The organism is Rhodohalobacter sp. 614A (assembly GCF_021462415.1).
GTDB lineage: Bacteria > Bacteroidota > Rhodothermia > Balneolales > Balneolaceae > Rhodohalobacter.
On record NZ_JAKEDS010000006.1, the window covers coordinates 1 to 24,344 of the forward strand.

The following is a 24,344-nucleotide window of genomic DNA, read 5'->3' on the forward strand; positions in this document are numbered from 1 at the left end:
TAAAATAACTCACATTCATTTCACTTTTAAAATCATTAATGATCAGATCGATTTTGATTTTGAAAGCGACTCAGGTGAAAAACCTTCCGATTGGCAGCCACGATTTAAACTATTGGAGAGATTAAAAAAAGCACAACTGAACCAATCGCAGACTCAAGCCATCATTGATTTTCTGATTAGTAATCCTGACCTGGAAAAGGCATTCTCAAGCTTTTTTAATCAAGAAATTGAGAATGTGATTGATACAGGCGCAACAGATCACCGGGGGAAGAAAATAGAGAATATCCAGGCGTGGGCATGGGTGAAAATTAAAAATGCAATTGAAAGCGAATCCTTAACTTCAAACGAAGAGCAGGCAAAAAAAGTTTTTACCCCCGTGATTGAAGAAAAGTAACCCTCTTAAATTTTGCTTCTAACGGCTTAAAAAATTTAGATGGCCCATACCATTAGTTTTTTCCGATCCTCTGCATTACCCTTAATTCTGACCGCACAATTAAACTTCAAGACCCTCAATCCATCCGCGACCAAAGACCCAACTACAAATATACTAAATACATTTTGTACAAATGATACAGGTTGTACAACGTGTATAACTTATAACAATACCATCAATGATATTGCTTATATCTATTATAAAAGTTATAATAGCATTATAAGATGTATTGATTGTATCAGATAAATAAATTATATAACAAAAATGATAGTGCTCATTGGCGGTGAAAAAGGCGGGACTGGCAAGACGACCATTGTGACAAACCTTGCTGCGTATCGATACTCCGTAAATTCAAAATCTCCCATTCTTATTGTTGATTCGGATCCGCAAGGATCCGCTTCAGATTGGGTTTATTATAGAAAAGAAACCGGTGTGAAAGGAATTGACTGTATTCAACTATTTGATAAGCGGATAGCATCAGAAGTGCCGGACCAGCATGAACGGTATGGGGATATTATCATCGATGCTGGTGGCAGAGATTCAAAAGAACTGCGATATGCGATGGGGATTGCAGACATTATGGTGGTACCAGTCGGTGCATCTCAATATGATCTGAATACGATGGAACAGATCGAACAGTTATTGATACAGATCCAAACCATGAATCCAAACCTGAAATGCTATGTTGTAATCAACAAGCTTCGAAATATTCCAAATCTTAAGGAAAAAGACGAGGCCATCGAATTCTTACAAGATTTTGAAGGAATAGAAATTTGCGATTTTCAAATCCATGAACGCATTGCATTTACTCGCAGCTCAAGTTCAGGGCTGGGCGTATCAGAAATGAAAGGAGATAAGGGTCAGGTTATTGACCCGAAAGCAATGCAGGAAATAGAAAAACTGCACGAGGTAATTTGGTCATGAGAAAAAGAAGTGAAAATCCCAGGAAAAATATCGATATCGATAAACTGGACGAGTTTGCATCCGGAGCCAGGGGGGGAGGGGCAAATGTAGAAAAATCGGCCGGGAAGAAACCCAAAAAGAAAAAGAAGAAAAAAGAACTCGACCGGTTTCATATGGCCATTGATCCGGCGATCAAAGAAGCGATACAGGCACTTGCCTGGTATGATCGCGTCTCACAACGTGAAATCGTAGAAGAAGCATTTCTAAAAGTATTTCCGCTAAAAAGCGACCAGGTAACCGAGGCTCTGGAAAAATACCGAAATCAAAATTCATAAATGATAACGCCATGGAACGTTCATACAAATCATTGGGCCATGAAAAAGAACTCGAGCCGCTAAAAAATTTAACAGCCGAAGAAGCTGCGCTAAAAGCAATAATCGATGCAGGAATTCCAGTGGAAGGGGAGACCCCGCAAGCGGTGTATAAACTGGTACTTGATCGGCTGAAAAAAAGTGAATCAATTATGGATTAAGCGTGGTTTAAGTTGATGCAACGTAAGGATAGTTGTAAATAAAATTTCACCACCAATTTAAAAGCTTGAATAATTATAACCGTGAATAAAATATTTGCTGATTAAATATCAATCAGCCATCAGCATCAAGGAGAAGTTTTAACGTTTGTTCATCCCGGGGAGTAATGGATCGTTTGCCATTTTCTTTTTCGCTAATCCGTGTTTTTGCAGAATATCCCATCTTTTCTGCCAGTTCGGTTTGAGTAAGATCCAGTTGTATTCTAATGGATCGAAATTCTTCTTTTGACATGGTCATAAATTTTCTCCAAAATTTAGATTAAGGGTTTTAAGTATCCCCGGCCAAAAGCCGGGGTCGACGTATTAATTTTATGGCTGCCCGGGTCGTTCGGGCGGCCATAAAATTTAGTGAATTCTGGTTCAGCTTTGATATAGGGTTTAAACTCAACATTCCGGAAGCTGTCCGGCCCGGAATATTCATTTACATCATCGAAAGTAAAGCTCATAAAAAGTACCGAATTTTGATTGCGGAAAATATTTCCAGCTCTTGACTGCATGAAAAAGTTCCCCGGAAGGGGAGGAGCTTCCTTTTTAAAGAAGCTCCTTGTTCCGAAAACTGATATACTGATCACCAGCAATAATGATGTGATCATCCACAGCAATTTGTACCAAATCAAGCGCATCTTTAATTTGACGGGTTATATTGATATCTGCTGCGGATTCTTTCATATATCCGGAGGGGTGATTATGGGAAAGAATCACGGATCTGGCTTCTCTTACGATTGCTTCTTTCACAACCTGTTTGATCTCAACCACGGTAGCGCTTGATGAGCCGGTTGATACGGTTAACTGGCTTTCAAGTATCTTGGCATTGTTTAAGAAAAGCACGATAAATTTTTCTTGTTTTAAGTCTCTAAAACGCGGAGACAAATAAGCTGCTGCTGATTCAGGAGATGTAATTTTAATCTCCTCCGATAAATTTTCAGTGTTGTATCTTCGGCCAACTTCAAAACAAAGATTCAGCCGTTCGGCCTCTTTCTTTTCAATTCCTGATTGAAAGGCAATGCTTTGAAAATGTTCTTTTCCGATTGCTCGTAAACTTCCAAAGTGATCTAAGACCTTTTTAGCAGATTCTTTATTGCTTGTAATCAGGCTTAAAAGCTCATGATTGGACAAGGATTCTGCTCCATAGGTTTTAAACTTTTCATAAATGGTTTCCATAACATCCGAATTTTTAATGATGGCTGTTGTCGCCAGCCGTTTTAAATGAAAGTGAAACCCAGGGAACGGGGGAACCCGTGCCCCGGGGTTATTGTTAATTAGCCGCTTTTTCAAGCAAGCGAATATTCAGGGCTTTGATCTCAGCAGAAACCTGCTCGTTGCCTTCTTTATCTTCCCATTTCCGATACTCAATCGGTCCCTCAAACATGGCCAAAGAACCTTTTTTCAGGTACTCCCCGGCGATTTCTGCGGTGCGTCCCCAGGCAACTACCCGGTGCCATTGGGTTTTTTGTTGGATTTCTCCGTTTTCGTCTTTCCATCGCTCCGATGTAGCAACAGAAAGAGTCGTAACAGGGGTGTCGTTTTGGGTATGTCGAACTTCGGGATCGGCCCCCAAATGGCCGATAATTTGCGCTTTATTATACATAACTTTGTAGGTTTCGTTAATGTTTGGCGGCCTGTCATCATCAGTGCCGGCAGGCCAGTTCCGGCAGACTCCGAAACCTCGGAGTTTCGACTTGTGCCCGGAGCCTTGCGGTCTGTCTTTCAGGCAAATACACGCTGGGGGTGAGGTGTTGTTACCTCCGGGACTTTCAATAAATCAAAGAACCCAATCAAGAATAACCCTCATCCTTAATCCACTAATAAGTTACGCAATGCGTAACATTTAAGCAAGGTTAATTTCCTGTAAATCCAAAAAACATAATGATTTAGGAATATTATAGTATTTCCTAAAAATTTTAAGAGAAGCTCATTATTTGAAAGAATACCCTCCTCTAAGAAAATGAGGGGGGATAAAAGGGGGGAGTTTGCCATCAAGAGAGACGCTATTGAGTTGCAATTGCCAAAACATTCAGGATTCCACCAAGGGCATACATTCCAATTATCGATTTGATAGCGTTCCACCACCTCCACAATCAACCCGTAAAAGCCAAAGTGTCCATCGGGGCGGGACAATGCAGTCCAAAGGCAACGGACAGGGAAAGTTTAACCAAAGCTACTGAACGTTATGCCCCGATAAGAGGGCCGGTCTAAGTGTGTACAAAGGACCCGGAACCCAACCCGGCCCGTGCAGAATACAACTGACCCAACCAAAGGAGAGTTCGAAACAAAAAATCAGGAGCAGATTAAGAAAGCGAACAAGCTTATTGATACTGTCGATGCCGCAATGGTATGTCAGGACTTACTTGACGAGTTGAATGATTTGTTTGAACATGAACATTACAAATTGCCAGAGTAACGGATTGGTAATCAAATGTTTGGTAAAAATAAAAACCTATCAGATTGTATGAATTGCTTCCCGATTTGACAGATTACAACCCCCAAACCTGATAGGTTTACGAAACAGATAGAAGAATAACTATTTTAAATACCCGCCAATAGCTCTTCCCCCTCTTCGAGACTTGTAGGAATAGTATCTCCTGAATCGTATTTAAAATATTTTGCTTGGGCCCAAGAACCCGCACCACATTCATTTACAGCCCGAATCCGATACGCGACCCAGTAGCTTGAGGGTTGCCAGGTTGTAGCTTGCAAATTCTGTGACATGGTCATGATATCCGTATACGAGGTGGATGAAGGCGCGGCCCACAAAGTCCAGCTCCCCTGCCAGTGTCTGCGCTGGATTTCATATCCCGTTGCCCCGCTGACAGAGTTCCAATTAAGCCTGGGGCTTTCTTTACTGGGATCAATTGGGCTTTGTACGACGCTGTGGTTGACGTTTGAGGGAATGCCTACTATTTCTGCTTTTGCAATAGGATCAGCAGGAGACTCAGGATCGCCTGAAGCTGTTCCATTCGAACCCAAACCAGATGGTCCACACCCCAGTAGGATACCAGCAACATGAGGAGTTGCTTGGGAAGTACCATCTGCCGTATATGTTCCACCATTTCTCCATAGTGACAAAACACTGACCCCTGGAGCTGCAAAATCGATTGGTGGACTTCCATAGTTAGAAAAAGATGCAAATTGATTGCTGGAATTAATGGCCGACATTGTCCAAACATTGTTGTGATTCATCCGACTGGGGGACCATAAATCTACATCTTCATCATAGTTATGGGCTAAAATAGTGAACATCAACCCGTCATCTGCAGCATCCTCTATTGCGTTCTCCAAAACAGAAAGAGCAATATCTATGTATGGATAGTTTGGATCACTTGCAAGATAAGTAGGCCAGCCTATACTCATGTTTACAACATCTCCTGAATTATAGTTATTACTGGCGTAGTTAACCCCGGCCGTAGCATCGCTTACAAAACAATATCCATCATCATCACACACTTTTAAGGCGATTACCTGAAGACCAGGTGCAACCCCTACAACATCTGAATTGTTATCTCTCGCAGCAATAATGCCTGCTACATGGGTACCGTGACCGTGATCGTCATCTGGACTTGATGTATATTGTACGAACGAGTCACTGTGGCTTGAATTCACATTGAGGTCGGAATGGTTGAGATCGATACCGGTGTCAAGCACCCAAGCACGATGATTTTGCGCTAATCCTTCAAATGACCCCCGTAAAGGCCCGCCAACTCTTGAGATCCCCCATGGTGTTACCTGACCTCCTTGTAGAGAAATGGTTGAATCCGGTTCAAAACCAGACCCAATGGCCTGATATTAGAAATCCGGTACTACGGTTTTTACCCTCGGGTCGCTTTCCAGCGCTTTCACCTGTTCGTCCGAAAGATATGCAGCAAAACCTTTGGATACATACAGGTATTCATGGATGAGTGAGTCACTATTTATCTTCAGGTCAGAAAAAACAGACTGTATCCTTTGCCGGGCTTCATTAGCTGCCTGCTGTGAAATACTTCTCTCTGCCTGATCTTTAAAAAGGACCATATAGCGACCTTCAGCTTTCTGAATTGATTGATTTGCCGCTTTAACTTGTTTCCCTGTAACTGATGGTCGACTGTTCAGGGTTTCGGTGTCATTTTGTATTAAACTTTCGTCCTCACATGCGAGAAGCGATGTGAGTGCAATTATTATTATGAAAAAAATTCGCAACGTTGAAATAAAGTATGAATTCATCGTTATCTTATTGTATTGTTGATTAGAGTAGATCTGACTCACATCTTTATTATTTGATGTAAGCACACACTACAGAATAGTTTGTTTGTAGCGTTGGTTACATACTCTTATTACACATAACCGACAAGGTAAACCTACTCAAGATGGTATATTTTTGAATTTTAAAGTAGGTATACCACTTATCTGATGTGTATATCGAACACACAACCAAAGGAATTTGTATGCATCGATTCATACTGACAATTAGCATAATCTGCTCCATTTTTCTACTTTCTTGTTCCACATCGCCAGAATTGGGTGATTTATCACCCGGATGGGATGCTCATGGGTTGGAAGAAGTGGCCGTTCACTCTATTCACGAACGTAACGGTAAACTTTATGCAGGTACGGATAGTGGAGTGTTTATTTCCAACGATGACGAGTACACCTCCTGGAGAGGGCCTGAACTGGATCTGCAGAATGTTAAGTATGCGTCGCTTGCGTTAGATGGTGATCAAAATATAATCGCTGCATTACGGTATCGGGACTATGACAAATTTGGTGCAGAGGATAACATGCTCTTCAGAAGTAGAGATGATGGAAGTACCTGGCGGCCTATTAATACACAAGCAGAGAATTGGACTGATGGTTTTTATATTTTTGATATTGTCCCACAAACTAGTGATAGTGAAGTATTATTTGGATATGTTGGTGCAATTTATTGCTCAAAAGATAGTGGGAAGAACTGGAGAGCGGTGTACACCGAAGGTGGATTCCCTTACTTTATTACGGTAAGTGAGAATTATCCAAACCACATTTGGACAGGAGGGACGTTACCGATCTTTTGGCCATATTTATCAAAATCAGATGATGGAGGTAAAACCTGGACTAAGCTTAATGATCAGGTTAGTTTTAAAGCTGAGGCTACGGCTCGGGCTGCTTCTGTCTCTCCTAGTGATCCTGATGTTGTTTTGGTGGGTTTCACCTCTAATGGTCCGGCCATTAGAAAAACGACAACCGGAGGCCAAACCTGGAAAACAGTATTGGAGGATTATCATGTGTATGCCCTGCAAAACGGACAAATGGGGGCTGGCCGGGTGTATGCTTCGGGTAAACATCCTTCTATGCAGCTTTCCGTGGTTGTATCCGACAATTACGGGGATGACTGGACTACATTTGTGAATGAGGATGGCCCAAACGAGATTAGGGTAAACGATATGGCCGTAGCAAACATTGATGGAGAAGAAATGGTTTTTTTAGGTACCAATCAGGGATTGTATAGCTTTCATTTGAATAAGTAAAATCCATCAAATTTTTTTGAAGCCTTAAGAAGACTTATCGCCTAATTTTATTTGTTAGTATCAATCAGTTTGCCTCTGAGAAGCGTTATAAAGTGCCTAATACTGTCAATAATGGCGATTCTTCTAGGGGAAATTAGGGAACGATCACAAAATCCTCATTAAGTCCATCGACAATGGCAAGATCTTTTATATCGAGCAGGGCTGTTAATTGTGCATCGGAACATTTCAACTCATCTTTTAGAATATCCGCATAGGAGTAATTCATGAAAATTCGGCTGTAGGACCCGGATTCGATAAAGTATTCCCGGATCGCAGATTGAAAACGGCTGAATTCTTTTTTGCTCATATTGTAAACCATTGGTTGCTTACCTGTATGAACCAAAAAATCGATATCCCTTACACTTTTTTTGAATTTTCTGACAAAGGAAAAAAGGCCGAAGCGATCAAGCAACGGCCGTTCTTTTTTTAGGGGTACAATGCACTTAAAATAAAAGCCAGGCACTAAGCAGGCAAGCGGGACAGTGACGATGCCACTGCGTTAGTAACTATCAGCAAGTGGTACAAACATTTGTATATTGCATTCTCTCTTGATGAATAGTAGGCTCTGCATGGTGAAAAGTGCAGGGCCTTTACTCTAAAGACCAGCGGTTTTATTGATGAGACACCCAGGATGACATCGATCCAGGTAAACAGTGCAAAATTAAAAAACTGTTCTTCTTAAAACGGTGCTTTGTCATCATCACCGCCAGGATCGTGAGTAGGAGGGGGGAGGGCAGATCCATCCTCAGACTCTTCGAGATAGCCGTCTACTCGGGGGGTTTTGTTAGTATCGATTCGTGAAAGGCGTTCGAACCGGGCATACTCTTTCACAAAATACATTCGCGTAGTACCCACTGGTCCGTTTCGCTGCTTGCCGATAATCAATTCCGCTAGCCCGTTTGTGGATTCGCCCTCTGCGGTGGTGGTGATTCCATAATACTCCGGCCGGTAGAGGAAACAGACAACGTCGGCATCCTGCTCAATGGAACCGGATTCCCGAAGGTCACTCAACTGGGGACGTTTATCACCGCCCCGCTGTTCCACTGCACGGCTCAACTGAGCAAGAGCAATAACCGGTACACTCAATTCTTTTGCAAGTGATTTTAAACCACGGGAGATCGTTGCAATTTCCTGCTCTCGGTTTCCGTAATCCTTGGAGCTGGCAGTCATAAGCTGGAGGTAATCAACCACAATCAAACCGATATCGTGCTCGCTTTTCAGTCGCCGGCATTTGGTTCGGAGTTCCATCAGGCTCAGGCTGGGAGTGTCGTCCACAAAAATATTGGCGGTAAACAACCGGCTGGCCGCGTCAATCAACCGTTTAAAATCTTCATCTTTCACACGGCCCGTCCGGGCATCCTGGGCGTTAATGCGTGCTTCCATTGTCAGGAATCGTTGAACCAACTGCTGGGATGACATCTCCAAACTAAAAATAGCTACGTTGGTTTGCATCTCCTCGTTTGAATGAAGAGCCGCATTCCGAGCGGCCGTCAATACAAACGCCGTTTTACCCATCGAGGGACGGGCTGCTATTATAATCAAATCGCCGTTTTGCCAACCAGAGGTGTATTTATCCACATCCAGTCCAGATGGAACACCAGTTACACCTTCCGGTTTCCCGCGAAGATCTTCAAGGTATCCAAGTGTGTCTTTTAAAATATCACCAATGGCCGTAGCATTGGCTCTGGTTTTATTATTGGAGAGATCAAAAATTCGTTGCTCGGCTTCATCCAGAACATCAAAGGCGTCAGAAGTGGTATCGTACGCTGTTTTGATAATTTCATTACAGTGCAGAATCAAATTTCGCTTAATCGATTTTTCCGTAATGATCTGCGCATGATAATCGATATTGGCCGCTGAGCTTACCGAACGGGTGAGGTCAGCTAGGTAACCAGTTCCGCCCACAACATCCAGGAGACTTTTGTCCCGCAGTTCATTTTCAACGGTTAGAAGATCGAGGGGATTATCCCGTTCGTAGAGTTCAAAAAGCGTTTCAAAAATGTGTTTATTGGCGGGTTTGTAAAAATCCTCGGGCCTCAACAGCTGAAGTGCGATCGTGGCTGCTTCCCGCTCAATCAGCATCGCCCCTAAAACGGCTTCTTCCACTTCCACAGCCTGGGGAGGAACACGTCCGCCATCTTCACGAAAGGACCGCGGATTGTTTTGGGAGGAACTGGAACCACTCTGGTTTGCCATAAGCAGATGGTTTTAAAAGGAAATAAAGAATACTCCAACGATAAATCACTGTTTTTGAAAGTAATAAAAGTGAAAGGAAATGTTTATTGAAATTTTAAACGAACACTTCGGCCAAGGGGTGGCGAATCGTAGACCAAAGTTGTTTTATTTCTGTTCATGATCGAAACGAGATGCATTAATGGCAATAGATTCTAAAAAATACTTCTCAATTTTAGCAGCAAAATAATTGTTGCACTTATCGCACACTATACCGGGAGGGAAAATGTATTCAATCTTGCTCAACCGGTAAAGGTTTATAACTACTCACGCACCGCTATTGAGACAGTTATAGCAAATGCGTGTATCATAAAATTTATGAGCAAAGCAGCCCGATTGAGGTGAACTCCTTGCGGGCCAGATTGAAGTACTCAGATTTTCTGTTCCCATCGATAGAAAATAAAATGCATCAGAAAAAAGGATTGTTTCAAGAGTTTACCGGACCCGCCGAATTGGAGGTTTTTGAAAGAGCTATTTTAGAACCTATAGAAAAAGAGCCATGCATGGTTGAAGAACTGGCCAATGAATTTCACAAGAGACAGGATATTAAATCATATACGGAATATCAGAAGTGTGGGAAGGGTAGGCATAGATCATTTTTTTAAGTACTGCTGCTTTCAGGTTCTGGTTCATGGCCATGGTAAACAGGTTGATGATTTCCTCAGACTTGTTACCTAACACGTGTGCACCTAAAATCTGTCCGTTTTCTTTGTTGATAATGGTTTTAAAAGCGACGTGCGACTCATTGGTTCGCTTGTAGGAATACCAACCATCGATCTCTTTAAAATTGACCTCAATATCATAATCTTGTTTCTGGGCCTGCTCCTCGGTGAACCCCACTGAAGCCAGTGGTGGCAGGGTAAATACTGTGGTTGGCTGGGCCGGATAATCCGCTTTTCGGTGGTTGCCTTCCAACAGGTTAGAGGAAACAATATGTGATTCAAATCCGGCAACCGGGGTTAAGGGCAGGCCATTGGTGTCTGCGGCATCTCCGGCCGCATACACTCTTGGATTACTGGAGCTCTGCAGATATTCATTCACGCTAACTCCGTTATTAGTTCGTTCTATATTTCCTTCTTTCAATTGCATATCGTCAATGTCTGGAACGCGACCCGCTCCGTGAACGACCAGATCCCCGGTAAATATTTTGGTAGTACCCTTTTGTGAAGCTTCTACTCTAAAAGAACCCCCATCCTTAATTATGGACTGCACGTCGGTATTCAGGTGGACCTTGATATTTAATGTACGGGCTTTTTTCAGAAGTATGTTAACCATGTCTTTATCAAAACCTTCCAATGGGCGCTTCCCACGGTGTACGATTTCCACTTCGGACCCGGCCATCGAAGCGATGAAGGCAAATTCAAATGAGATGTATCCACCACCCACAAAAACCAGCTTTTGGGGTAGATCATCGAGGTTAAGAAACTCAGTGCTCGTAGTAAGGTGTTCGAAGCCGTCAATAGGGAGGGGAGCAGGTTTGGCTCCGGCAGCTATTAAAAAGTTTTTGGCTGTCAGCCTTTCACCGTTTACTTCGATGGTTTCTTCATCAACAAAGGACGCTCGGCCGTGAAAAGGAGTAACACCTATCTTCTCCATGCCTTTTTCCCGACTTTCCGGGACTGGCTCGGTAAAGGTGCGCTTGAAGTCCATCAATTCCTGCCAATCGATAAGCGTGTTGCCCGAAATGCCATGATCCTTCATCCGGCGGTTCCAGTCGATCAGTTCGGCTGCCCCGACGATCACTTTTTTGGGATCGCAGCCGCGGCGCGCGCAAGTTCCGCCAAATGGACGGGAGTCAATCTGGGCGACACTCCATCCGGCTTTGGCGCATTTCCCGGCAGCCGTTGAGCCGCCTGATCCGGTTCCGATGACGATAAGATCAAAGTGTTTAGCCATATCAACAACAGGATTTATTCTTTTGGATGGGTGGACAGGGTGAGTCACCATATGAACAGAACACACAGCAGTCTCCTTTTTTGGGTTTCAATACTTCTCCGCATTTTGGACATTCCCAGAAAAACTGACAAGAATCTGTTAGCATAATTTCGGTCGTTTTATATCCACAATTTGAACAGGTGATGGTTGATTCTAAGGTTACGGTACTCATGGAGTGGTTAATTATTTCATTTTTCATTAACAGTAAACCCGGTTTTGTTGATAGCGGCTGTAATCGTTTCCCGGTTGGTTTTGCTCTTATCATATTTAACTGTGGCTTTGCGGGTGTCATATGAAGCATCCGCTTCGAGAACACCATCTACACTGCTTGCGGCATTTTTTACGGTAGCTTCACATCCCGTACAAGTCATCCCTTCAATATCCAGGGTAATGGTTTGCACTTGACTTTTCTGTACATAAACTACCTGTTGGTTTTGCTTCGGGAAGAACGCCTCCGAATAATATGGGAAAGCCAGTAGCAGGGCGGTCAGAACGGTTATGATGCTCAGAAAACCTTTGGTCTGCCAGAAAGAGGGGTTTTCCTCACAGGCACATTCCGGATCCCATCTCGGCTTGAGTTTTTGATACCAGGCGAAGCCTACCAAAAGCACTGTAATCCCAATCAGGAAGGGACGGAAGGGTTCAATCCACGAAAATGTAGAGGCTACACCACTTATTCCGGCAAGAAATGCAGCTACCGGTGTTACACAGCACAAAGATGCTAAAAAAGCCGCAAACAGGCCTGCGCCCATCCACTTCGTGTCAGAGTTGTTCTTTTGTTGATCGTTCACGCAGCTAACACCTCCAAGAGATTATTGTCTTTAATTTGATTGAAGTTTGGAGAAAGAATCTCGCTAAATTGAGGGTTCAACGAATAAAAAATGGTTTGCCCGTCCCTTTCAGTTTCTACCAGTCCGCCATCCTTGAGCTTGCGAAGGTGCTGGGAGACAGCAGGGACGCTCATGTCCAGGATATCACTTAGATCGCAGGGACAAAGCTTTTTTTCCTGGCTAAGCAGGTAAAGGATCTTCAGGCGTACGTCATTGGCAGTCAGCTTTAAAATATTGACCAGCCGATCAATCGATCCTTCCACTTTGTTTAAAGAATTTATACACCGATTTATTTGAGTAAGGTCGGCTACCTCTCGAATACATTCTTGTTTGCTCATCGTCGTACTTTAATTCCTTGTTAGGTCATTAAATTGCTATAACACTAATATAATTTATTTATTATTTAATTAAATGCTTAAATATAAGCTAAAATGAATTGTTAGATTCTATCATCTGATGTTTTTACCGGTGTTACTTTCTCCCTCAAGAGCTTCAAGAATCGGGCAGTCACCTTTCGGTCCGCTTCCTGCACAGGAATCAATCAGATCGGTCAGCGTTGATTTAATCCGCCGAAGATCGCTTATTTTTTCAACTACATCTCTGTATTTTTTTTGCGCTTCACTTCGGATTTCAGAACAGGTGGTTCCTTCATCCATTCTTAGCTCAAGCAGTTCTTTTATCTCTTTTAGTGTAAAACCTAACTCCTGGGCTCGCTTAATAAATTTGATTTGATCGATATGCCGTTGGGTAAAAATTCGATAACCAGATCGGCGTCGGTCTGGTTTGAGAATGAGGCTTCTTTTTTCATAATAACGTACCGTTTCCTTGTTAACATTAGCTCTTCGTGCAACTTCGCCAATCTTATAAGTGGCTCTGTCTTTACTTTTTTCTTCAGTCATAATCACACCTTCATTTCAGTAAAATGAAATTTCAATAAGAATATCCGGGAAACAAACCCGGATATGATTTCAATTCTTCTTTATCATTGTTTTGCCACAGCAGCACGTCGGGTTTTGAGTTCCCGAGCAATCGCTGGGCGCTCCTTGAGATACGGTGATTTCGCAACCGCAATTTTCATCTGGACATTGATAAATTTCTCCTTTTTTTAATGGCATAAAACTACCTCAATTTTATTATGATTATTAATTCACTATAAATATAAGCCCTGTACCATGGTCGAGAGTCAAGTATTTTAATAATTTTATTAGGATGTTTGAAAGTAACCGGGCTTGATCATTGCCTTGTTTCAGAAAATTAAATTACTTGAAAAAACTATTAGGCTAACATGCTGATATGCTACTGGGAGGCATTCATCTGTACCCAACGTTGATATGTTTGCTCATCCCAGAAGCTTTGAAAATAAGCGACTGCCGCAATAGCCTCCTCATCCGTTAACGTATCTTTAAATGCAGGCATGGTGCCACCCAATTTGATACCACCCTCTTCGATCTGTTGAATGAGAACGGAAAGAGGGTGATGCCATGCATGGGCCAATCCGTCTAACGGTGGGGCAGGGAAAGACCCGTCGGGATTTCGCTGTCTCCAATCCTCAACAATTCCTTGTGCCCTGGTACCATGACAACTTGCACAATGAGTCGAAAATATTTGTTTGCCTACCTCGAACTGTTTTTCTGAAAACCAACGTCCTTCTGTAACAGGTTCTTTTTGAGATCAGACATGCGACCGAGTCCCATTACTTCAAGAACTGTCATACAACAGTAGCCCTCAGCTTCAAGCCCGTCTACAACCTCTTCTGCTTTTCGTTTTCGGATAAATGCTTTTACTTCATTCATAATGGTTTTTGGTTAATAGACTGTCGGGTTTTTAAAACCTGACAGGTCTGGTTCAGATTTCTATTGAGTTTCAATTTGTTTCTCTTCTTCAGATGCTGAAGCGAGTTTTTTAACTTCTCGGCTTTTCCACAGGTAGTAGATCACCGGCAGTACAACCAAACTGAGGATGGTGGTCGATACCATTCCTCCGACCATAGGAGCAGCGATCCGTTTCATGACGGTGGCTCCTGTTCCAGCACCCCACATGATGGGAAGCAGGCCGCCGGTAATGGCACAGACGGTCATGAATATCGGACGAATACGCTGGGCCGATCCCTCAAAAATGGCTTGTTTCAGATCATCGAGGTTTTTCATCTTGTCATTATATTTTCGATGGTTATACGCATTATCAAGGTATGTGAGCATAATCACCCCGATTTCGGCGGCCACACCTGCAAGGGCGATGGCACCAACACCTACAGCCACACTCAAATTATAACCCAGGATATACAACAGCCAGAATGAACCCACCAGTGAGAAAGGCAGAGTTAACAGAACGATCATACTCTCCTGCAGATTTTTAAAGTTGAAGTAGAGCAGCAGAAAGATGATCAGCAGGGTGATTGGTACAACCACCTGCAGCCGTTTTTTGGCACGCTCCATATACTCATACTGTCCGCTCCAAGCCAAGCTGTAGCCGGATGGAAGGTCGAGGCGTTCCTCAACCGTTTGCCGGGCGTCATTCACATAGCTTCCGATATCGGAGGTTGTCAGGTCCACATAGATCCAGCTCGAATATCGAGCATTTTCCGTTTTAATAACCGGAGCTCCTTTTTGAACTTGCAAATCAGCAACATACTCAATCGGAATTTGAGCACCGGAAGGAGTGGGAATCAACACTCGGTCCAGATCCATCATGTTTTCACGAAGTTCCCGAGCGTATCGTACGTTTACAGGGTACCGCTCAAGCCCTTCCACCGTTTGCGTTACATTCATACCGCCAATGGCTGACTGGATGACATCCTGCACATCACCGGTTGTCAATCCATAACGTGCTGCTTCTTTCCTGTTGATGGTAAAGTCCAGGTAATTGCCGCCTGTCGTCTTATCAGCAAAGACGCTCAGGGTACCGGGAACGTCCCGCACCACCGAGGCAATGTCTTGGCTGAGATCGGAAAGTACCTGCAAATCCGGACCGGTTACTTTAATTCCAATAGGTGTCTTGATACCTGTCGAGAGCATATCAATCCGGGTTTTAATCGGCATCGTCCATGCATTTGTGAGCCCCGGTATCTTAATGGCAGCATCCATCTCCTGTTTCAACTTGTCCATGGTCATCCCTTCTCGCCACTCCTCTTCGGGTTTCAACTGGATGATGGTTTCGAACATCGAAAGTGGAGCGGGATCGGTAGAGGTTTGAGCCCGTCCGGATTTTCCAAATACGGTTTCAACTTCTGGGAAACTGGCTATAATTTTATCCGTCTGTTGCAAGAGTTCCTTGGCCTTGGTGATACTGATACCGGGATCGGTCGTTGGCATATAGAGCAGGTCTCCCTCTTCGATGGGAGGCATAAACTCGGATCCGAGCCTGTTCAGTGGAATAAAACTTAAGCCGAGGATGACGACAGCGGTAACAACCGTCGTCCATTTAAACCGGAGCACAAAATTAATCACCGGACGATAAATCCAAATTAAGAACCGGTTGACCGGATTTTTGTGCTCAGGTTGAATTTTGCCGCGAATGAGATAACCCATCAGAACCGGCACCAGTGTTACAGACAGTAAGGCTGCCGCTGCCATCGCATACGTCTTGGTAAATGCCAGCGGTTTAAACAACCGGCCTTCCTGTCCCTGCAGGGCAAAGATTGGCAGGAATGACACTGTAATGATAAGCAGTGAGAAAAACAGAGCCGGCCCGACTTCTTTTGAGGCGTCTACAATAATTCGCCAGTGATCTTTCTTCCCCCGATCTTTTTCCAGATGTTTATGGGCGTTCTCCACCATAACGATTGCAGCGTCCACCATGGCTCCAATGGCAATGGCAATCCCGCTCAGCGACATAATATTGGCATTGATACCCTGGAAGTACATCACCAGGAAGGCAGCCAGAATACCGATTGGCAAACTGATAATAGCGACCAGGGAACTACGGAAATGCAAAAGGAATATCATCACAATGATTGCAACGACAATACTTTCCTCCAGGAGTTTATGCTCCAGGAATTCAATGGCTCGCTTGATCAGACTGGAACGGTCGTAGGCTGTTTTGATGGTGACTCCCTCCGGGAGACCACTTTCAAGCTCTTTCAGTTTAGCCTTTACATTGTCGATGGTCTGCAGCGCATTTTCACCAAAACGCATAATGACCACGCCGCCAACCGTTTCTCCCTCTCCATTCCACTCGGCTACACCGCGTCGCAGATCCGGACCGAGATGTACATTGGCAACGTTTCTAACGAGAATAGGTGTGCCATTACCGTCGGTTCCAATGGGCACATTTTCAACATCGGCAACGTTTTGAATATAGCCCTTGCCGCGTACCATAAATTCGGTTTCGCTCATCTCGACAAGCCTGCCGCCAACATCGTTATTGCTGCGCTTTATGGCCATCTTCACTTTAGAAAGAGGAACATTGTACGCCAACAGTTTATCAGGATCCACTTCTACCTGGTATTGTTTTACGTGTCCGCCGACACTGGCAACTTCAGCTACTCCTTCCACGCTCAGCAGTTCATATTTCAGGAACCAGTCCTGGATGGAGCGCAATTCCTGGAGATTGTGTTGATCGCCTCCGTCCAGAACATATTCATAAACCCAGCCGACACCCGTTGCATCCGGCCCAAGTGTAGGGGTGACTCCCTCGGGCAGGTTGCTTGTGGCCGTGTTGAGATATTCCAGCACGCGGCTTCGTGCCCAATACATATCAGTATTATCCTCAAAAATGATATAGATAAACGAAAGCCCGAAGAAGGAGTACCCTCTTACAACTTTCGATTTGGGCACTGACATCATCGTTGTTGTCAGGGGATAGGTGACTTGGTCTTCTACGACCTGTGGTGCCTGACCGGGATATTTTGTAAATACAATCACTTGAACATCACTCAAATCTGGGATAGCGTCCACCGGGGTTTGATACATCACATACGTTCCGCCTGCCAGTACCAGGATACTGGCAATAATCACCATAAAGCGGTTGTTAACGGACAGTTCAATTATTTTTTGCAGCATTTTCTAATTCTCCAAAATCGGTTTATGGTTTTTTTCTCTTTGATTATTCTGTCTGATATTTATTACATGTCCATTTCTGAGTGATCCATCGTTTCCGGTTCAGCTTCAGTTTCATGATTCATTTCCTCTGTGGGCATATCCATCTCTTCCATTTCCGGATCTGTTTCGCTGCCATCTTTCTGTTGCAGCATCTTTTGAATGGCTTCCTGGAGCCTGCTCTCGCTGTCGAACAGGAATTGCGCAGAGGTAACGATCTGTTCACCAGGCATTAATCCGGATAGAACTTCAACTTCATTATTGCGCTCTCCTCCTTCCATACCTAAGTTGACTTCCCGCGGCTCAAAGGACCCTTCTCCCTTTGCTACAAAAACGATATCCCGTTCACCGGTTCGAATGATCGCTTCATTAGGAATCACAATAACATTCTGCTTTGGCCTTGTTTGAATTTGAACATTGGCAAACATACCCGGTTTCAGTTCCAGATTCGGATTTTCAAATTCCAGCCGTACCTGAACGGTTCTCGTTTTTTGGTCTAGGTCGGGATAGATATAAGCAACGGTTCCTTCGTAGGTTTTTCCAGGCTGGTACGAAAGCTCCATTATTGAGGGTTGTCCTTCGCGAATCCACGGCACTTCGTAGTCGTACACACTGGTCTGTACCCAGACTGTAGAGAGATCTGCGATCTTATAGGCTGGTGTACCGGCCTTGATAAATTCTCCATCCACCGCATTCTTATGAATCACAACACCTGTTGCCGGGGCTTTCAATGTAATTGCTTTTTTCACTTCCCCGGTCTGTTCCAGCCGCTCTATTTCCGATTCGGGGATATCCCAGTATTCCAGTCGTTTGCGAGTAGCATCAAGCAGGCTGTTTCCACCATCGCGAATGGTTTGAAAGTTGCTTGCCCCGACCTTGTCTCGTGTCTTTAATGCCAATAAATATTCACGCTGAGTTGTGACCAATTCCGGCGAATAGATGCTAAAAAGCGGCTGACCCCGCTCCACCATTTTACCTGTATAATCAACGAACAACTCTTCAATCCATCCGGAAATTTTAGTGTTTACGGTATATAGTTTCTGTTCGTCATACTCCACCTTACCCACAGCGCTTACTGTTGTTGAAAGTGATTTTTGAACAACCGGTTGGGTACGCACATTCATATTTTGCATCACAACTGGATTGATTTTTACCATGCCTTCGGAGCTGGCTGCCTCATCGGCATAAACCGGCACCAGGTCCATGCCCATCCTGGATTGACCAGGTTGATCATAAATCTCACTGGGATTCATAGGCGCCTGCCAGTACAATACTTCTCTTTCCCCCTGCTTTTGAACCCCGTCAGCAGAACCTGTGGTTTGGTTCATCTCCATCGAATCGGAGCTTTGATCCATCTCGGTTGAAGAAGAGCCGGATTGTGTACCAAGCCAATACCCACCCAGGGTAAAAATGGTGATACCGGCCAGGATTAGAATTATATTTTTCGCGTTCATTTTTATTGTCCTCATTTATCTTTTTTGATTTAAAAATGGTTAGAGTTCACTACCGGTTAGTGCTTCGAGATCAGCTACAGATTTGTGGTAGTCGGCCACGATGCGGTAATAATCCAGCCGCAGGTTAAAGAGAGTCAGTTCGCTGTCGAGCAGGGAAAGAAAATCTACTTTGTCAGTTTGATATCCGGCTAATGATGATTCAAGAGACTCCTCGGCCTGTGGAAGTATGCCTGTTTCATACAGGTCGATCAGTCTCCTGTTTTTTTCAAGGTCCGTCAGCGACTGTTGGAGCATCTGTTCAATTGAGTTTTCCACATCCTGATACCGGTATTCCATGGAGGTCCGGGTAATTTGCATCTCCTGTACTTTTTTATCCTGTTTTTTATTGAAGTAGAGAGGAATGCGGACATTGAACATCCCCGAAACAAAATCATAGCCTTTCATTCCGTTTTGGAGTTCATCCCGTTGGGTATAAGCCAAACCAATGGAAAAGTCAGGATACCGGCCCTTCAAAGCCAGGTCCACTTTTTGGTCACTTCTTTGGACGACCGTTCTCCATGCTTCCAATAACGGACTGCTGGTATCTGCTAACTCAACCAGGGAATTCAGGTCCGTTGTCAAATTATTTATTCCCGGGTCAACAGGCCGTCCAAGCGGTGCATCTGCCGGTTCATTGATGAGTGCGTTAATACGTGCCTGGAGGGATTCTCTCTGCTGGCGGAGTTTCAGTTCCTTGTCAATCATTTTGGAGAGAGCTACCTGGGCTCGCATCACATCCTGCTGCAATCCGTTGCCCACGCTGTAGCGAGTTTCGGCAATCTCCACAAATTCACTTAACAGGTCCTGGTTATTTTCAACCGTAGCAATTGCCTGATATACATAAAAGAGGTCGAAATAACTTTGCTTGGTTTTTTTGACCAGTTGATTTTGAAGTTCCTGGTATTGCTGTAAGCTGATATCTGAATCACTTTGGGCGATCTTGCCTTTAAGACCAAGCTTGCCCGGAAACGGAAACATCTGCATCAATGTGATCTGTTTTCCCGTCATCGGTTCCTGGTCGAGGGCAAAACTGTTCACAGGCAGGTTCATCATATTGAGTCCCAAAGTTGGATCGGGCAGTGCCTCTTGTTGGGATATTCGGGTTTTGCTGGCTTCCCAGCTTTCATAGGAAGAATGGAGTTCCGGGTTTTGCGTCAACACTTTTTGGATGAGTTGATCAAGTATCAAAACCGATTCCTGATTTTGAGCCTGAATAGTAATGGGGAGAAGCAAAAGCAGGTACAGGCCTGCTAACATTCGTCGGGTAATCATCTTTTTCATCTTTCGATCCGAACCTGTTATTAAGTTAAAAGGAAGTTATTATCTTATTTATAGGCAAGCTAACACCTGAACCCTTAAATGAACCTTAAAACGTCAGATTACTTTCAAAAAAGTGCCATGCTATTCAGCAGGGCTTGAAAAGATGGATGAAAGAGACTTTGTAAATTAACCCCCTGGGCTTGAAGACCAGTGCAGTGCGGTGATTTTCCAATTCTCATCAACCTTTTGGAGAACAACCAATTCCAGACCGTTCAAATCGATATCGCGGTCATTGAAATTTCCCCAAAAGTGTGATTGGGTTGATATCCAGGCAACATTCCCCTCCATTGAGATGGTTTGAGAATCAATTTTACGATCGATAGCGCTTAAGAACCTGCCATCAGAATGGAAATGGTGGGAGAGGTATTCATGTTTTGTTTCGATGTTTCCTCCTTCCAGGATTTGTACTGAATCCGACAAAAGCTTTTTTGCTGCTTCGCTGTCATTTGCAATAATCGCCAAATGAAAGGCCTCAAGGGTTTCGATCACTGCTTCTTCCGGAGATGATTGTTGCCCATAAGAAATGTAAACACCAGTTAGCAACATGAGGGTTGTAAGAATGAAAATTTTACCATTCATAGATATTTGTATTTAGTGATCGGTAAGTTGAGTTAACGAAATCTGATCGATAAGTACAGATCCGTTTCCATTTAACTGGAGTCCGATGCTCCCGGCTTCTGGTGCATCACCGTGCCCGTGGACGGCCATTTCCCTGTTGATATAGGCCCGAAAGTGAGTACCGTTACCCACGGTACGAATAAACAGCATGCCCGTGGCTGAGTAGGATTCTTCGGCAAATACTTCGCGATTGCCACCACTGACTCGGCCCTGGGAAATGGTTCCATCGGAAGAAAGCGTAACAAAATCGTAGTTATTAACATCCTGAACATGATTTACAAGGGAAATCTCGCCATTGAAATCGGACAGGTCGAGGTAATAATCCACCTGTATGTTTTGATACGAGTTTTTTTGCACAAAGAAATTGGAAGAGGAGGCTGCAGAGATGCGAAGTAAGTGGTTTTCACCGTTGGTTGCAATGGTTGGTTGAAGGTCAGAAGCAGTTCCTTCTAACCATTGAAATCGGGTAAGAAGTGTACTTAGACCATTAGGACCTATTTCCCATGACCAGCCATTTTCATTGACCATGAATGTTGATCCGGCTTCATCCAGACTATCCGTGGGGATTGAAGTCGTCTCCTGTTGATTCATCAATTGTCCGGTACCGGCTCCGTATCCAAAGACCATTTTAGCGCCATGGTCGCCGGTTTCATAAAGAAAAAATACACCTGGCAATACAAGCACAAATAGGCCAATCCTAATAAGTTTTTGATCCATCTTTTTGTACCAATGGACAAAAATGCGAAGCAAGGAATAAATTCCAAAGAACCAAACTGTCCACCACGCCCAATCGGCGTGTTCATTCAAGACGGATTGTGCTCCGGATGGCAAGAAAACGCTATCGGCTGCCAGTGTCCCCGTGTAGTAAGCAATGATGGCTGAAATAGCACCGACTCCATAAAGAATGGTTGTTTTTAAGTCATCCCACCATTTATCCGGCAGAAAGAAGTTCAAAAAGTCCATCAATACGGCCAGTAAAATGATGGCTATTGGAAAGTGAACAAGCATCGGATGTATGTTGGGTGCCCATTGGGGGATGAGTTCCATAATCAAAGCTTTGATTTTTTAATTTAAGAGAAAAATTTGCGCCGAAAATAACTTAGGCAACCACCTAATCGAAAGAATTTAATGATATAACCTTAAATTAAGCTTAAACCAAGTGGCTGATAACATATCACGCTATAGTTTATAGTATGGGCTTTGACATAAGCGGGTGGTGCGATGAAATAGGAAGGAGTTACATATCAAGTTCAAGCACTGAAGCTTTTATTAAATAGCTGCCTCCATTTCCGGTTTGTGGATTCCCGCCAGAGGTGTCCTTTCCTATGTCTGTTGGACTGTCATCTGTTTAGCGATCTACCATTAGTTGTTCCGCTCAGGGCCTACAAACAGGAGATCAAGTCTTTTCTTGAGCCTCAACCAGTCCTCTTTGCGGTAGTCAATATGGCACTCCTGCAATTTTTCTCGGAAAAGTTCTTCAAGGGCATTATCGGCTTCATTATCATGTTCAAACATGTCAACCACCTTCATGGTCTATGTTTAGTAACTATTCCGTTTTAAAAAAGTATATCCCAGATCTATTCAGAATTATACACGCTTAATATAAAAATGGTATCTTAAATTAAGCTTAAACCGCAAGACATTCGATTGCACATATCTGGTACAAACGATGATGGCCGATTCGGATTCGACCCCACGTAAAAAGGCAGTGGCCTCTTCAGTCCACCATTTTTTTCTTTTGGCAGGAAGAACGAGATAAAGTCAAAAAAGATAGCCGTAGCTAAAAGTGCAATGGGAAAATGCACAACCATTGGGTGTATATTCGGGGATGAGTTCCATAATGTTGTGATTTAGTTTTTATTGGTTTGTTTTTTATTCTGGCCTTGTTTGTAAATATCTTTCCAACTCCAGCCACTGCTTTGTAGTAATCCAGACAGGAGTATTCGTCTTTTGTTGGTTCTGTTTTCCTTAAACAGCTCGTTATCTATAGATATCCCCGATTGTTTTAAATGCTGAAAATCAGGTTTACATTCTATCTCAAGGTCTGGTGTTTTGATGAAATGATTTTGAATGGTATGTAGAAATTTGTCAATGGCATTGCGAAGAGGACGCAAATCCTCATCTATTAATGTTTCGTTTTTAACTCGTGTTTCGAGAAGGGTTATAGCTTCATCAAGATTTGTGAGATTAACTGAAAGTGATTCATCACGCGGGATACTATAAAAGTAATGAACACCGGGGTGGGCATAATGATTTTGACTGTGTTTATTGATCATCTGCTGAAGATCAGGGGCTAATCTGGTTAACCGTTTAAAGTTTGTTCCGTTATAGCTGTTGGAAAGAATCTCTTCTGGTGTTTCACCTAAATTGGAAATAAACAGACTCAGTTCCCGCTTATGAATAACCGCTGAAGTGAGGTTCATCAGGTAAGTCATTGCTGTAGTAATAAAGATGAACCCGGCAAACGAGAAGGCAGCGACTATAACCTGCCAACTTTTGCCATTTGGTATATATTGCCCATTGCCCAACGTAGATAAAACATATCCGCTGAAGTAGAATTTATTGGCAGCACTGGCTGCTGTTTGAGATGGAGCGTGAAGAACTGAGCTTGGGTCGCTCATTAATAATAGAAACAGGCCCAACCAAAGAAGTCCAATCCATGCAATTACCAATGCCAGAATATGGGTCATGCCGGAAAATTTAAATAAGACACGACTATCAGTTTTTCTATTCACCCATAGAAATATAGCTGCGATTGACGTGGATATAGTCCTAGATAATATCCCCGCACCATTAAATGAAACGGTCGTGTAAAAGAAATCACCGGCGATTGCTATAATTAAAAGAACGCCAAGCGCGAGATACATTTCAGATGCCATATATACTATTCCAGAGTTCCCATAAAGTCGGGTACCGGCCGGTCCTCTGCCACCGCTTGAGTGGTGGCGAATCCGTTTTCGCGGATATCATCGATCAGCCACTCCATCTCTTTAATTTCCCTTCTTTGTGCCTTAATAATTTCGTCGGCGAGTTCGCGAACTCTTGGATCAACAATTTTAGCGCGTTCACTGGTGAGAATCGCAATAGAGTGGTGTGGGATCATCCCCTCCATGTAGTCAACGCCGTCAACGGTTGCCTGACTTCGCACCAGCCAAAGTGAACCGAGAAGCATAAGAGCGCCCAGTGAGAAAAGGGCGATATTTGCCTTACTGCTTTTGTACATCTGCAGCATGAAGGCCAGCATGATGATGATCATACTGCCGCCCATAATCAACGTCATATACATCCGGGTTTCACTGAACCACGCATGATCCAGAAGCTGGTACGAATTCAGATACATCAAAAAGAACATGGCAACGATTGCCGTTGCGATCATTGCAATAAATCGTGAATAACTGCCAGATTTTGAGTTGTTATTTTCCATTATGTTTGTTGGTTT

Annotated in this window: 29 protein-coding genes and 1 other RNA gene; 5 read left to right on the forward strand and 25 right to left on the reverse strand. The window is 43.6% G+C overall.

Features of this window, described 5'->3' with window-relative positions; all coding sequences use genetic code 11:
• The 4 genes from L0B18_RS18665 to L0B18_RS18680 form a co-directional block, all read left to right on the forward strand.
• The coding region (locus tag L0B18_RS18665; RefSeq protein ID WP_234573464.1) for a hypothetical protein at positions 1-394 on the forward strand (394 nt) is incomplete at its 5' end.
• Between the two features lie 303 nt (positions 395-697).
• The gene (locus L0B18_RS18670; RefSeq protein WP_234573465.1) at positions 698-1,357 is read left to right on the forward strand and encodes a nucleotide-binding protein; all 660 of its coding nucleotides are present in this window, start codon (positions 698-700) and stop codon (positions 1,355-1,357) included.
• The gene (locus L0B18_RS18675; RefSeq protein WP_234573466.1) at positions 1,354-1,671 is read left to right on the forward strand and encodes a hypothetical protein; all 318 of its coding nucleotides are present in this window, start codon (positions 1,354-1,356) and stop codon (positions 1,669-1,671) included. Before L0B18_RS18670 ends, L0B18_RS18675 begins: the two co-directional genes overlap by 4 nt.
• An 11-nt stretch (positions 1,672-1,682) precedes the next feature.
• A complete protein-coding gene (locus tag L0B18_RS18680) occupies positions 1,683-1,868 on the forward strand; it encodes a hypothetical protein (RefSeq protein WP_234573467.1) in 186 nt (61 codons plus the stop codon).
• 112 nt (positions 1,869-1,980) lie between these two features.
• Here L0B18_RS18680 and L0B18_RS18685 read toward each other — a convergent pair whose 3' ends face one another.
• The 7 genes from L0B18_RS18685 to L0B18_RS18715 all read right to left on the reverse strand — a co-directional run bounded on the left by L0B18_RS18685 (position 1,981) and on the right by L0B18_RS18715 (position 5,933).
• Entirely contained in the window at positions 1,981-2,157 is a 177-nt protein-coding gene (locus L0B18_RS18685; RefSeq protein ID WP_234573468.1) for a helix-turn-helix domain-containing protein, read from the reverse strand.
• Between the two features lie 22 nt (positions 2,158-2,179).
• Complete coding sequence (locus L0B18_RS18690; RefSeq protein WP_234573469.1) at positions 2,180-2,371, reverse strand: hypothetical protein; 192 nt, start codon at positions 2,369-2,371, stop codon at positions 2,180-2,182.
• Positions 2,372-2,456: 85 nt separating this feature from the next.
• Positions 2,457-3,086 carry a JAB domain-containing protein gene (locus L0B18_RS18695; RefSeq protein ID WP_234573470.1) on the reverse strand — a complete coding sequence of 210 codons (630 nt, stop codon included), beginning with the start codon at positions 3,084-3,086 and terminating at the stop codon, positions 2,457-2,459.
• A gap of 94 nt (positions 3,087-3,180) precedes the next feature.
• Positions 3,181-3,513 carry a single-stranded DNA-binding protein gene (locus tag L0B18_RS18700; RefSeq protein WP_234573471.1) on the reverse strand — a complete coding sequence of 111 codons (333 nt, stop codon included), beginning with the start codon at positions 3,511-3,513 and terminating at the stop codon, positions 3,181-3,183.
• 25 nt (positions 3,514-3,538) lie between these two features.
• Positions 3,539-3,605: hammerhead ribozyme type II (locus L0B18_RS18705), an RNA gene on the reverse strand.
• Positions 3,606-4,451: 846 nt separating this feature from the next.
• Positions 4,452-5,567, reverse strand: a complete 1,116-nt coding sequence (locus tag L0B18_RS18710) for a S8 family serine peptidase (protein ID WP_234573472.1) — start codon at positions 5,565-5,567, stop codon at positions 4,452-4,454.
• A 141-nt stretch (positions 5,568-5,708) separates the two neighbouring features.
• On the reverse strand, positions 5,709-5,933 hold the full coding sequence (locus L0B18_RS18715; protein WP_234573473.1) for a protease inhibitor I9 family protein: 225 nt from the start codon (positions 5,931-5,933) through the stop codon (positions 5,709-5,711).
• A 410-nt stretch (positions 5,934-6,343) separates the two neighbouring features.
• On the opposite strand from L0B18_RS18715, the gene L0B18_RS18720 reads away from it, so the two are divergent.
• The gene (locus L0B18_RS18720; RefSeq protein WP_234573474.1) at positions 6,344-7,402 is read left to right on the forward strand and encodes a WD40/YVTN/BNR-like repeat-containing protein; all 1,059 of its coding nucleotides are present in this window, start codon (positions 6,344-6,346) and stop codon (positions 7,400-7,402) included.
• 133 nt (positions 7,403-7,535) lie between these two features.
• Here L0B18_RS18720 and L0B18_RS18725 read toward each other — a convergent pair whose 3' ends face one another.
• The 18 genes from L0B18_RS18725 to L0B18_RS18800 form a co-directional block, all read right to left on the reverse strand.
• Entirely contained in the window at positions 7,536-7,748 is a 213-nt protein-coding gene (locus tag L0B18_RS18725) for a hypothetical protein (protein WP_234573475.1), read from the reverse strand.
• A 371-nt stretch (positions 7,749-8,119) separates the two neighbouring features.
• Positions 8,120-9,637, reverse strand: a complete 1,518-nt coding sequence (dnaB, locus tag L0B18_RS18730; protein ID WP_234573476.1) for a replicative DNA helicase — start codon at positions 9,635-9,637, stop codon at positions 8,120-8,122.
• Positions 9,638-10,219: 582 nt separating this feature from the next.
• On the reverse strand, positions 10,220-11,569 hold the full coding sequence (locus tag L0B18_RS18735) for a dihydrolipoyl dehydrogenase family protein (RefSeq protein ID WP_234573477.1): 1,350 nt from the start codon (positions 11,567-11,569) through the stop codon (positions 10,220-10,222).
• 1 nt (position 11,570) lies between these two features.
• Complete coding sequence (locus L0B18_RS19935) at positions 11,571-11,780, reverse strand: GDCCVxC domain-containing (seleno)protein (protein ID WP_370647616.1); 210 nt, start codon at positions 11,778-11,780, stop codon at positions 11,571-11,573.
• 16 nt (positions 11,781-11,796) lie between these two features.
• Entirely contained in the window at positions 11,797-12,399 is a 603-nt protein-coding gene (gene merTP, locus L0B18_RS18740) for a mercuric transport protein MerTP (RefSeq protein ID WP_234573478.1), read from the reverse strand.
• Positions 12,396-12,776: an ArsR/SmtB family transcription factor gene (locus L0B18_RS18745; RefSeq protein WP_234573479.1), complete on the reverse strand. Its 381-nt coding sequence runs from the start codon at positions 12,774-12,776 to the stop codon at positions 12,396-12,398. The genes merTP and L0B18_RS18745 overlap by 4 nt, the downstream gene beginning before the upstream one ends.
• A gap of 111 nt (positions 12,777-12,887) precedes the next feature.
• Positions 12,888-13,337, reverse strand: coding sequence for a MerR family transcriptional regulator (locus tag L0B18_RS18750; protein ID WP_234573480.1), 450 nt, complete (start codon positions 13,335-13,337; stop codon positions 12,888-12,890).
• A 397-nt stretch (positions 13,338-13,734) separates the two neighbouring features.
• On the reverse strand, positions 13,735-14,043 hold the full coding sequence (locus tag L0B18_RS18755; RefSeq protein WP_234573586.1) for a c-type cytochrome: 309 nt from the start codon (positions 14,041-14,043) through the stop codon (positions 13,735-13,737).
• An 8-nt stretch (positions 14,044-14,051) separates the two neighbouring features.
• Complete coding sequence (locus tag L0B18_RS18760; protein ID WP_234573481.1) at positions 14,052-14,231, reverse strand: P-II family nitrogen regulator; 180 nt, start codon at positions 14,229-14,231, stop codon at positions 14,052-14,054.
• 60 nt (positions 14,232-14,291) lie between these two features.
• The gene (locus tag L0B18_RS18765; RefSeq protein ID WP_234573482.1) at positions 14,292-17,438 is read right to left on the reverse strand and encodes an efflux RND transporter permease subunit; all 3,147 of its coding nucleotides are present in this window, start codon (positions 17,436-17,438) and stop codon (positions 14,292-14,294) included.
• 62 nt (positions 17,439-17,500) lie between these two features.
• Positions 17,501-18,928, reverse strand: a complete 1,428-nt coding sequence (locus L0B18_RS18770) for an efflux RND transporter periplasmic adaptor subunit (protein WP_234573483.1) — start codon at positions 18,926-18,928, stop codon at positions 17,501-17,503.
• A gap of 39 nt (positions 18,929-18,967) precedes the next feature.
• Complete coding sequence (locus L0B18_RS18775) at positions 18,968-20,248, reverse strand: TolC family protein (protein ID WP_234573484.1); 1,281 nt, start codon at positions 20,246-20,248, stop codon at positions 18,968-18,970.
• A gap of 165 nt (positions 20,249-20,413) precedes the next feature.
• Entirely contained in the window at positions 20,414-20,866 is a 453-nt protein-coding gene (locus tag L0B18_RS18780; protein ID WP_234573485.1) for a nuclear transport factor 2 family protein, read from the reverse strand.
• 12 nt (positions 20,867-20,878) lie between these two features.
• Positions 20,879-21,952, reverse strand: a complete 1,074-nt coding sequence (locus L0B18_RS18785) for a DUF2231 domain-containing protein (RefSeq protein WP_234573486.1) — start codon at positions 21,950-21,952, stop codon at positions 20,879-20,881.
• A 315-nt stretch (positions 21,953-22,267) separates the two neighbouring features.
• On the reverse strand, positions 22,268-22,435 hold the full coding sequence (locus tag L0B18_RS18790) for a hypothetical protein (protein WP_234573487.1): 168 nt from the start codon (positions 22,433-22,435) through the stop codon (positions 22,268-22,270).
• 86 nt (positions 22,436-22,521) lie between these two features.
• On the reverse strand, positions 22,522-22,716 hold the full coding sequence (locus tag L0B18_RS19940) for a hypothetical protein (RefSeq protein ID WP_370647618.1): 195 nt from the start codon (positions 22,714-22,716) through the stop codon (positions 22,522-22,524).
• A 39-nt stretch (positions 22,717-22,755) separates the two neighbouring features.
• Positions 22,756-23,784 (reverse strand): ion channel, encoded by a 1,029-nt coding sequence (locus L0B18_RS18795; RefSeq protein ID WP_234573488.1) that lies wholly within the window; start codon positions 23,782-23,784, stop codon positions 22,756-22,758.
• Positions 23,785-23,789: 5 nt separating this feature from the next.
• Positions 23,790-24,329: a DUF305 domain-containing protein gene (locus tag L0B18_RS18800; RefSeq protein ID WP_234573489.1), complete on the reverse strand. Its 540-nt coding sequence runs from the start codon at positions 24,327-24,329 to the stop codon at positions 23,790-23,792.
• Positions 24,330-24,344 lie beyond the last annotated feature (15 nt).

Coding starts and splice junctions, on each gene's coding strand:
- L0B18_RS18670 (WP_234573465.1), top strand. CDS start 698: ATGATAGTGCTCATTGGCGGTGAAAAAGGCGGGACTGGCAAGACGACC.
- L0B18_RS18675 (WP_234573466.1), top strand. CDS start 1,354: ATGAGAAAAAGAAGTGAAAATCCCAGGAAAAATATCGATATCGATAAA.
- L0B18_RS18680 (WP_234573467.1), top strand. CDS start 1,683: ATGGAACGTTCATACAAATCATTGGGCCATGAAAAAGAACTCGAGCCG.
- L0B18_RS18685 (WP_234573468.1), bottom strand. CDS start 2,157: ATGTCAAAAGAAGAATTTCGATCCATTAGAATACAACTGGATCTTACT.
- L0B18_RS18690 (WP_234573469.1), bottom strand. CDS start 2,371: ATGAGCTTTACTTTCGATGATGTAAATGAATATTCCGGGCCGGACAGC.
- L0B18_RS18695 (WP_234573470.1), bottom strand. CDS start 3,086: ATGGAAACCATTTATGAAAAGTTTAAAACCTATGGAGCAGAATCCTTG.
- L0B18_RS18700 (WP_234573471.1), bottom strand. CDS start 3,513: ATGTATAATAAAGCGCAAATTATCGGCCATTTGGGGGCCGATCCCGAA.
- L0B18_RS18715 (WP_234573473.1), bottom strand. CDS start 5,933: ATGGTCCTTTTTAAAGATCAGGCAGAGAGAAGTATTTCACAGCAGGCA.
- L0B18_RS18720 (WP_234573474.1), top strand. CDS start 6,344: ATGCATCGATTCATACTGACAATTAGCATAATCTGCTCCATTTTTCTA.
- L0B18_RS18725 (WP_234573475.1), bottom strand. CDS start 7,748: ATGAGCAAAAAAGAATTCAGCCGTTTTCAATCTGCGATCCGGGAATAC.
- dnaB (WP_234573476.1), bottom strand. CDS start 9,637: ATGGCAAACCAGAGTGGTTCCAGTTCCTCCCAAAACAATCCGCGGTCC.
- L0B18_RS18735 (WP_234573477.1), bottom strand. CDS start 11,569: ATGGCTAAACACTTTGATCTTATCGTCATCGGAACCGGATCAGGCGGC.
- L0B18_RS19935 (WP_370647616.1), bottom strand. CDS start 11,780: ATGAGTACCGTAACCTTAGAATCAACCATCACCTGTTCAAATTGTGGA.
- L0B18_RS18745 (WP_234573479.1), bottom strand. CDS start 12,776: ATGAGCAAACAAGAATGTATTCGAGAGGTAGCCGACCTTACTCAAATA.
- L0B18_RS18750 (WP_234573480.1), bottom strand. CDS start 13,337: ATGACTGAAGAAAAAAGTAAAGACAGAGCCACTTATAAGATTGGCGAA.
- L0B18_RS18760 (WP_234573481.1), bottom strand. CDS start 14,231: ATGAATGAAGTAAAAGCATTTATCCGAAAACGAAAAGCAGAAGAGGTT.
- L0B18_RS18765 (WP_234573482.1), bottom strand. CDS start 17,438: ATGCTGCAAAAAATAATTGAACTGTCCGTTAACAACCGCTTTATGGTG.
- L0B18_RS18770 (WP_234573483.1), bottom strand. CDS start 18,928: ATGAACGCGAAAAATATAATTCTAATCCTGGCCGGTATCACCATTTTT.
- L0B18_RS18775 (WP_234573484.1), bottom strand. CDS start 20,248: ATGAAAAAGATGATTACCCGACGAATGTTAGCAGGCCTGTACCTGCTT.
- L0B18_RS18780 (WP_234573485.1), bottom strand. CDS start 20,866: ATGAATGGTAAAATTTTCATTCTTACAACCCTCATGTTGCTAACTGGT.
- L0B18_RS18785 (WP_234573486.1), bottom strand. CDS start 21,952: ATGGAACTCATCCCCCAATGGGCACCCAACATACATCCGATGCTTGTT.
- L0B18_RS18790 (WP_234573487.1), bottom strand. CDS start 22,435: ATGAAGGTGGTTGACATGTTTGAACATGATAATGAAGCCGATAATGCC.
- L0B18_RS19940 (WP_370647618.1), bottom strand. CDS start 22,716: ATGGTTGTGCATTTTCCCATTGCACTTTTAGCTACGGCTATCTTTTTT.
- L0B18_RS18795 (WP_234573488.1), bottom strand. CDS start 23,784: ATGGCATCTGAAATGTATCTCGCGCTTGGCGTTCTTTTAATTATAGCA.
- L0B18_RS18800 (WP_234573489.1), bottom strand. CDS start 24,329: ATGGAAAATAACAACTCAAAATCTGGCAGTTATTCACGATTTATTGCA.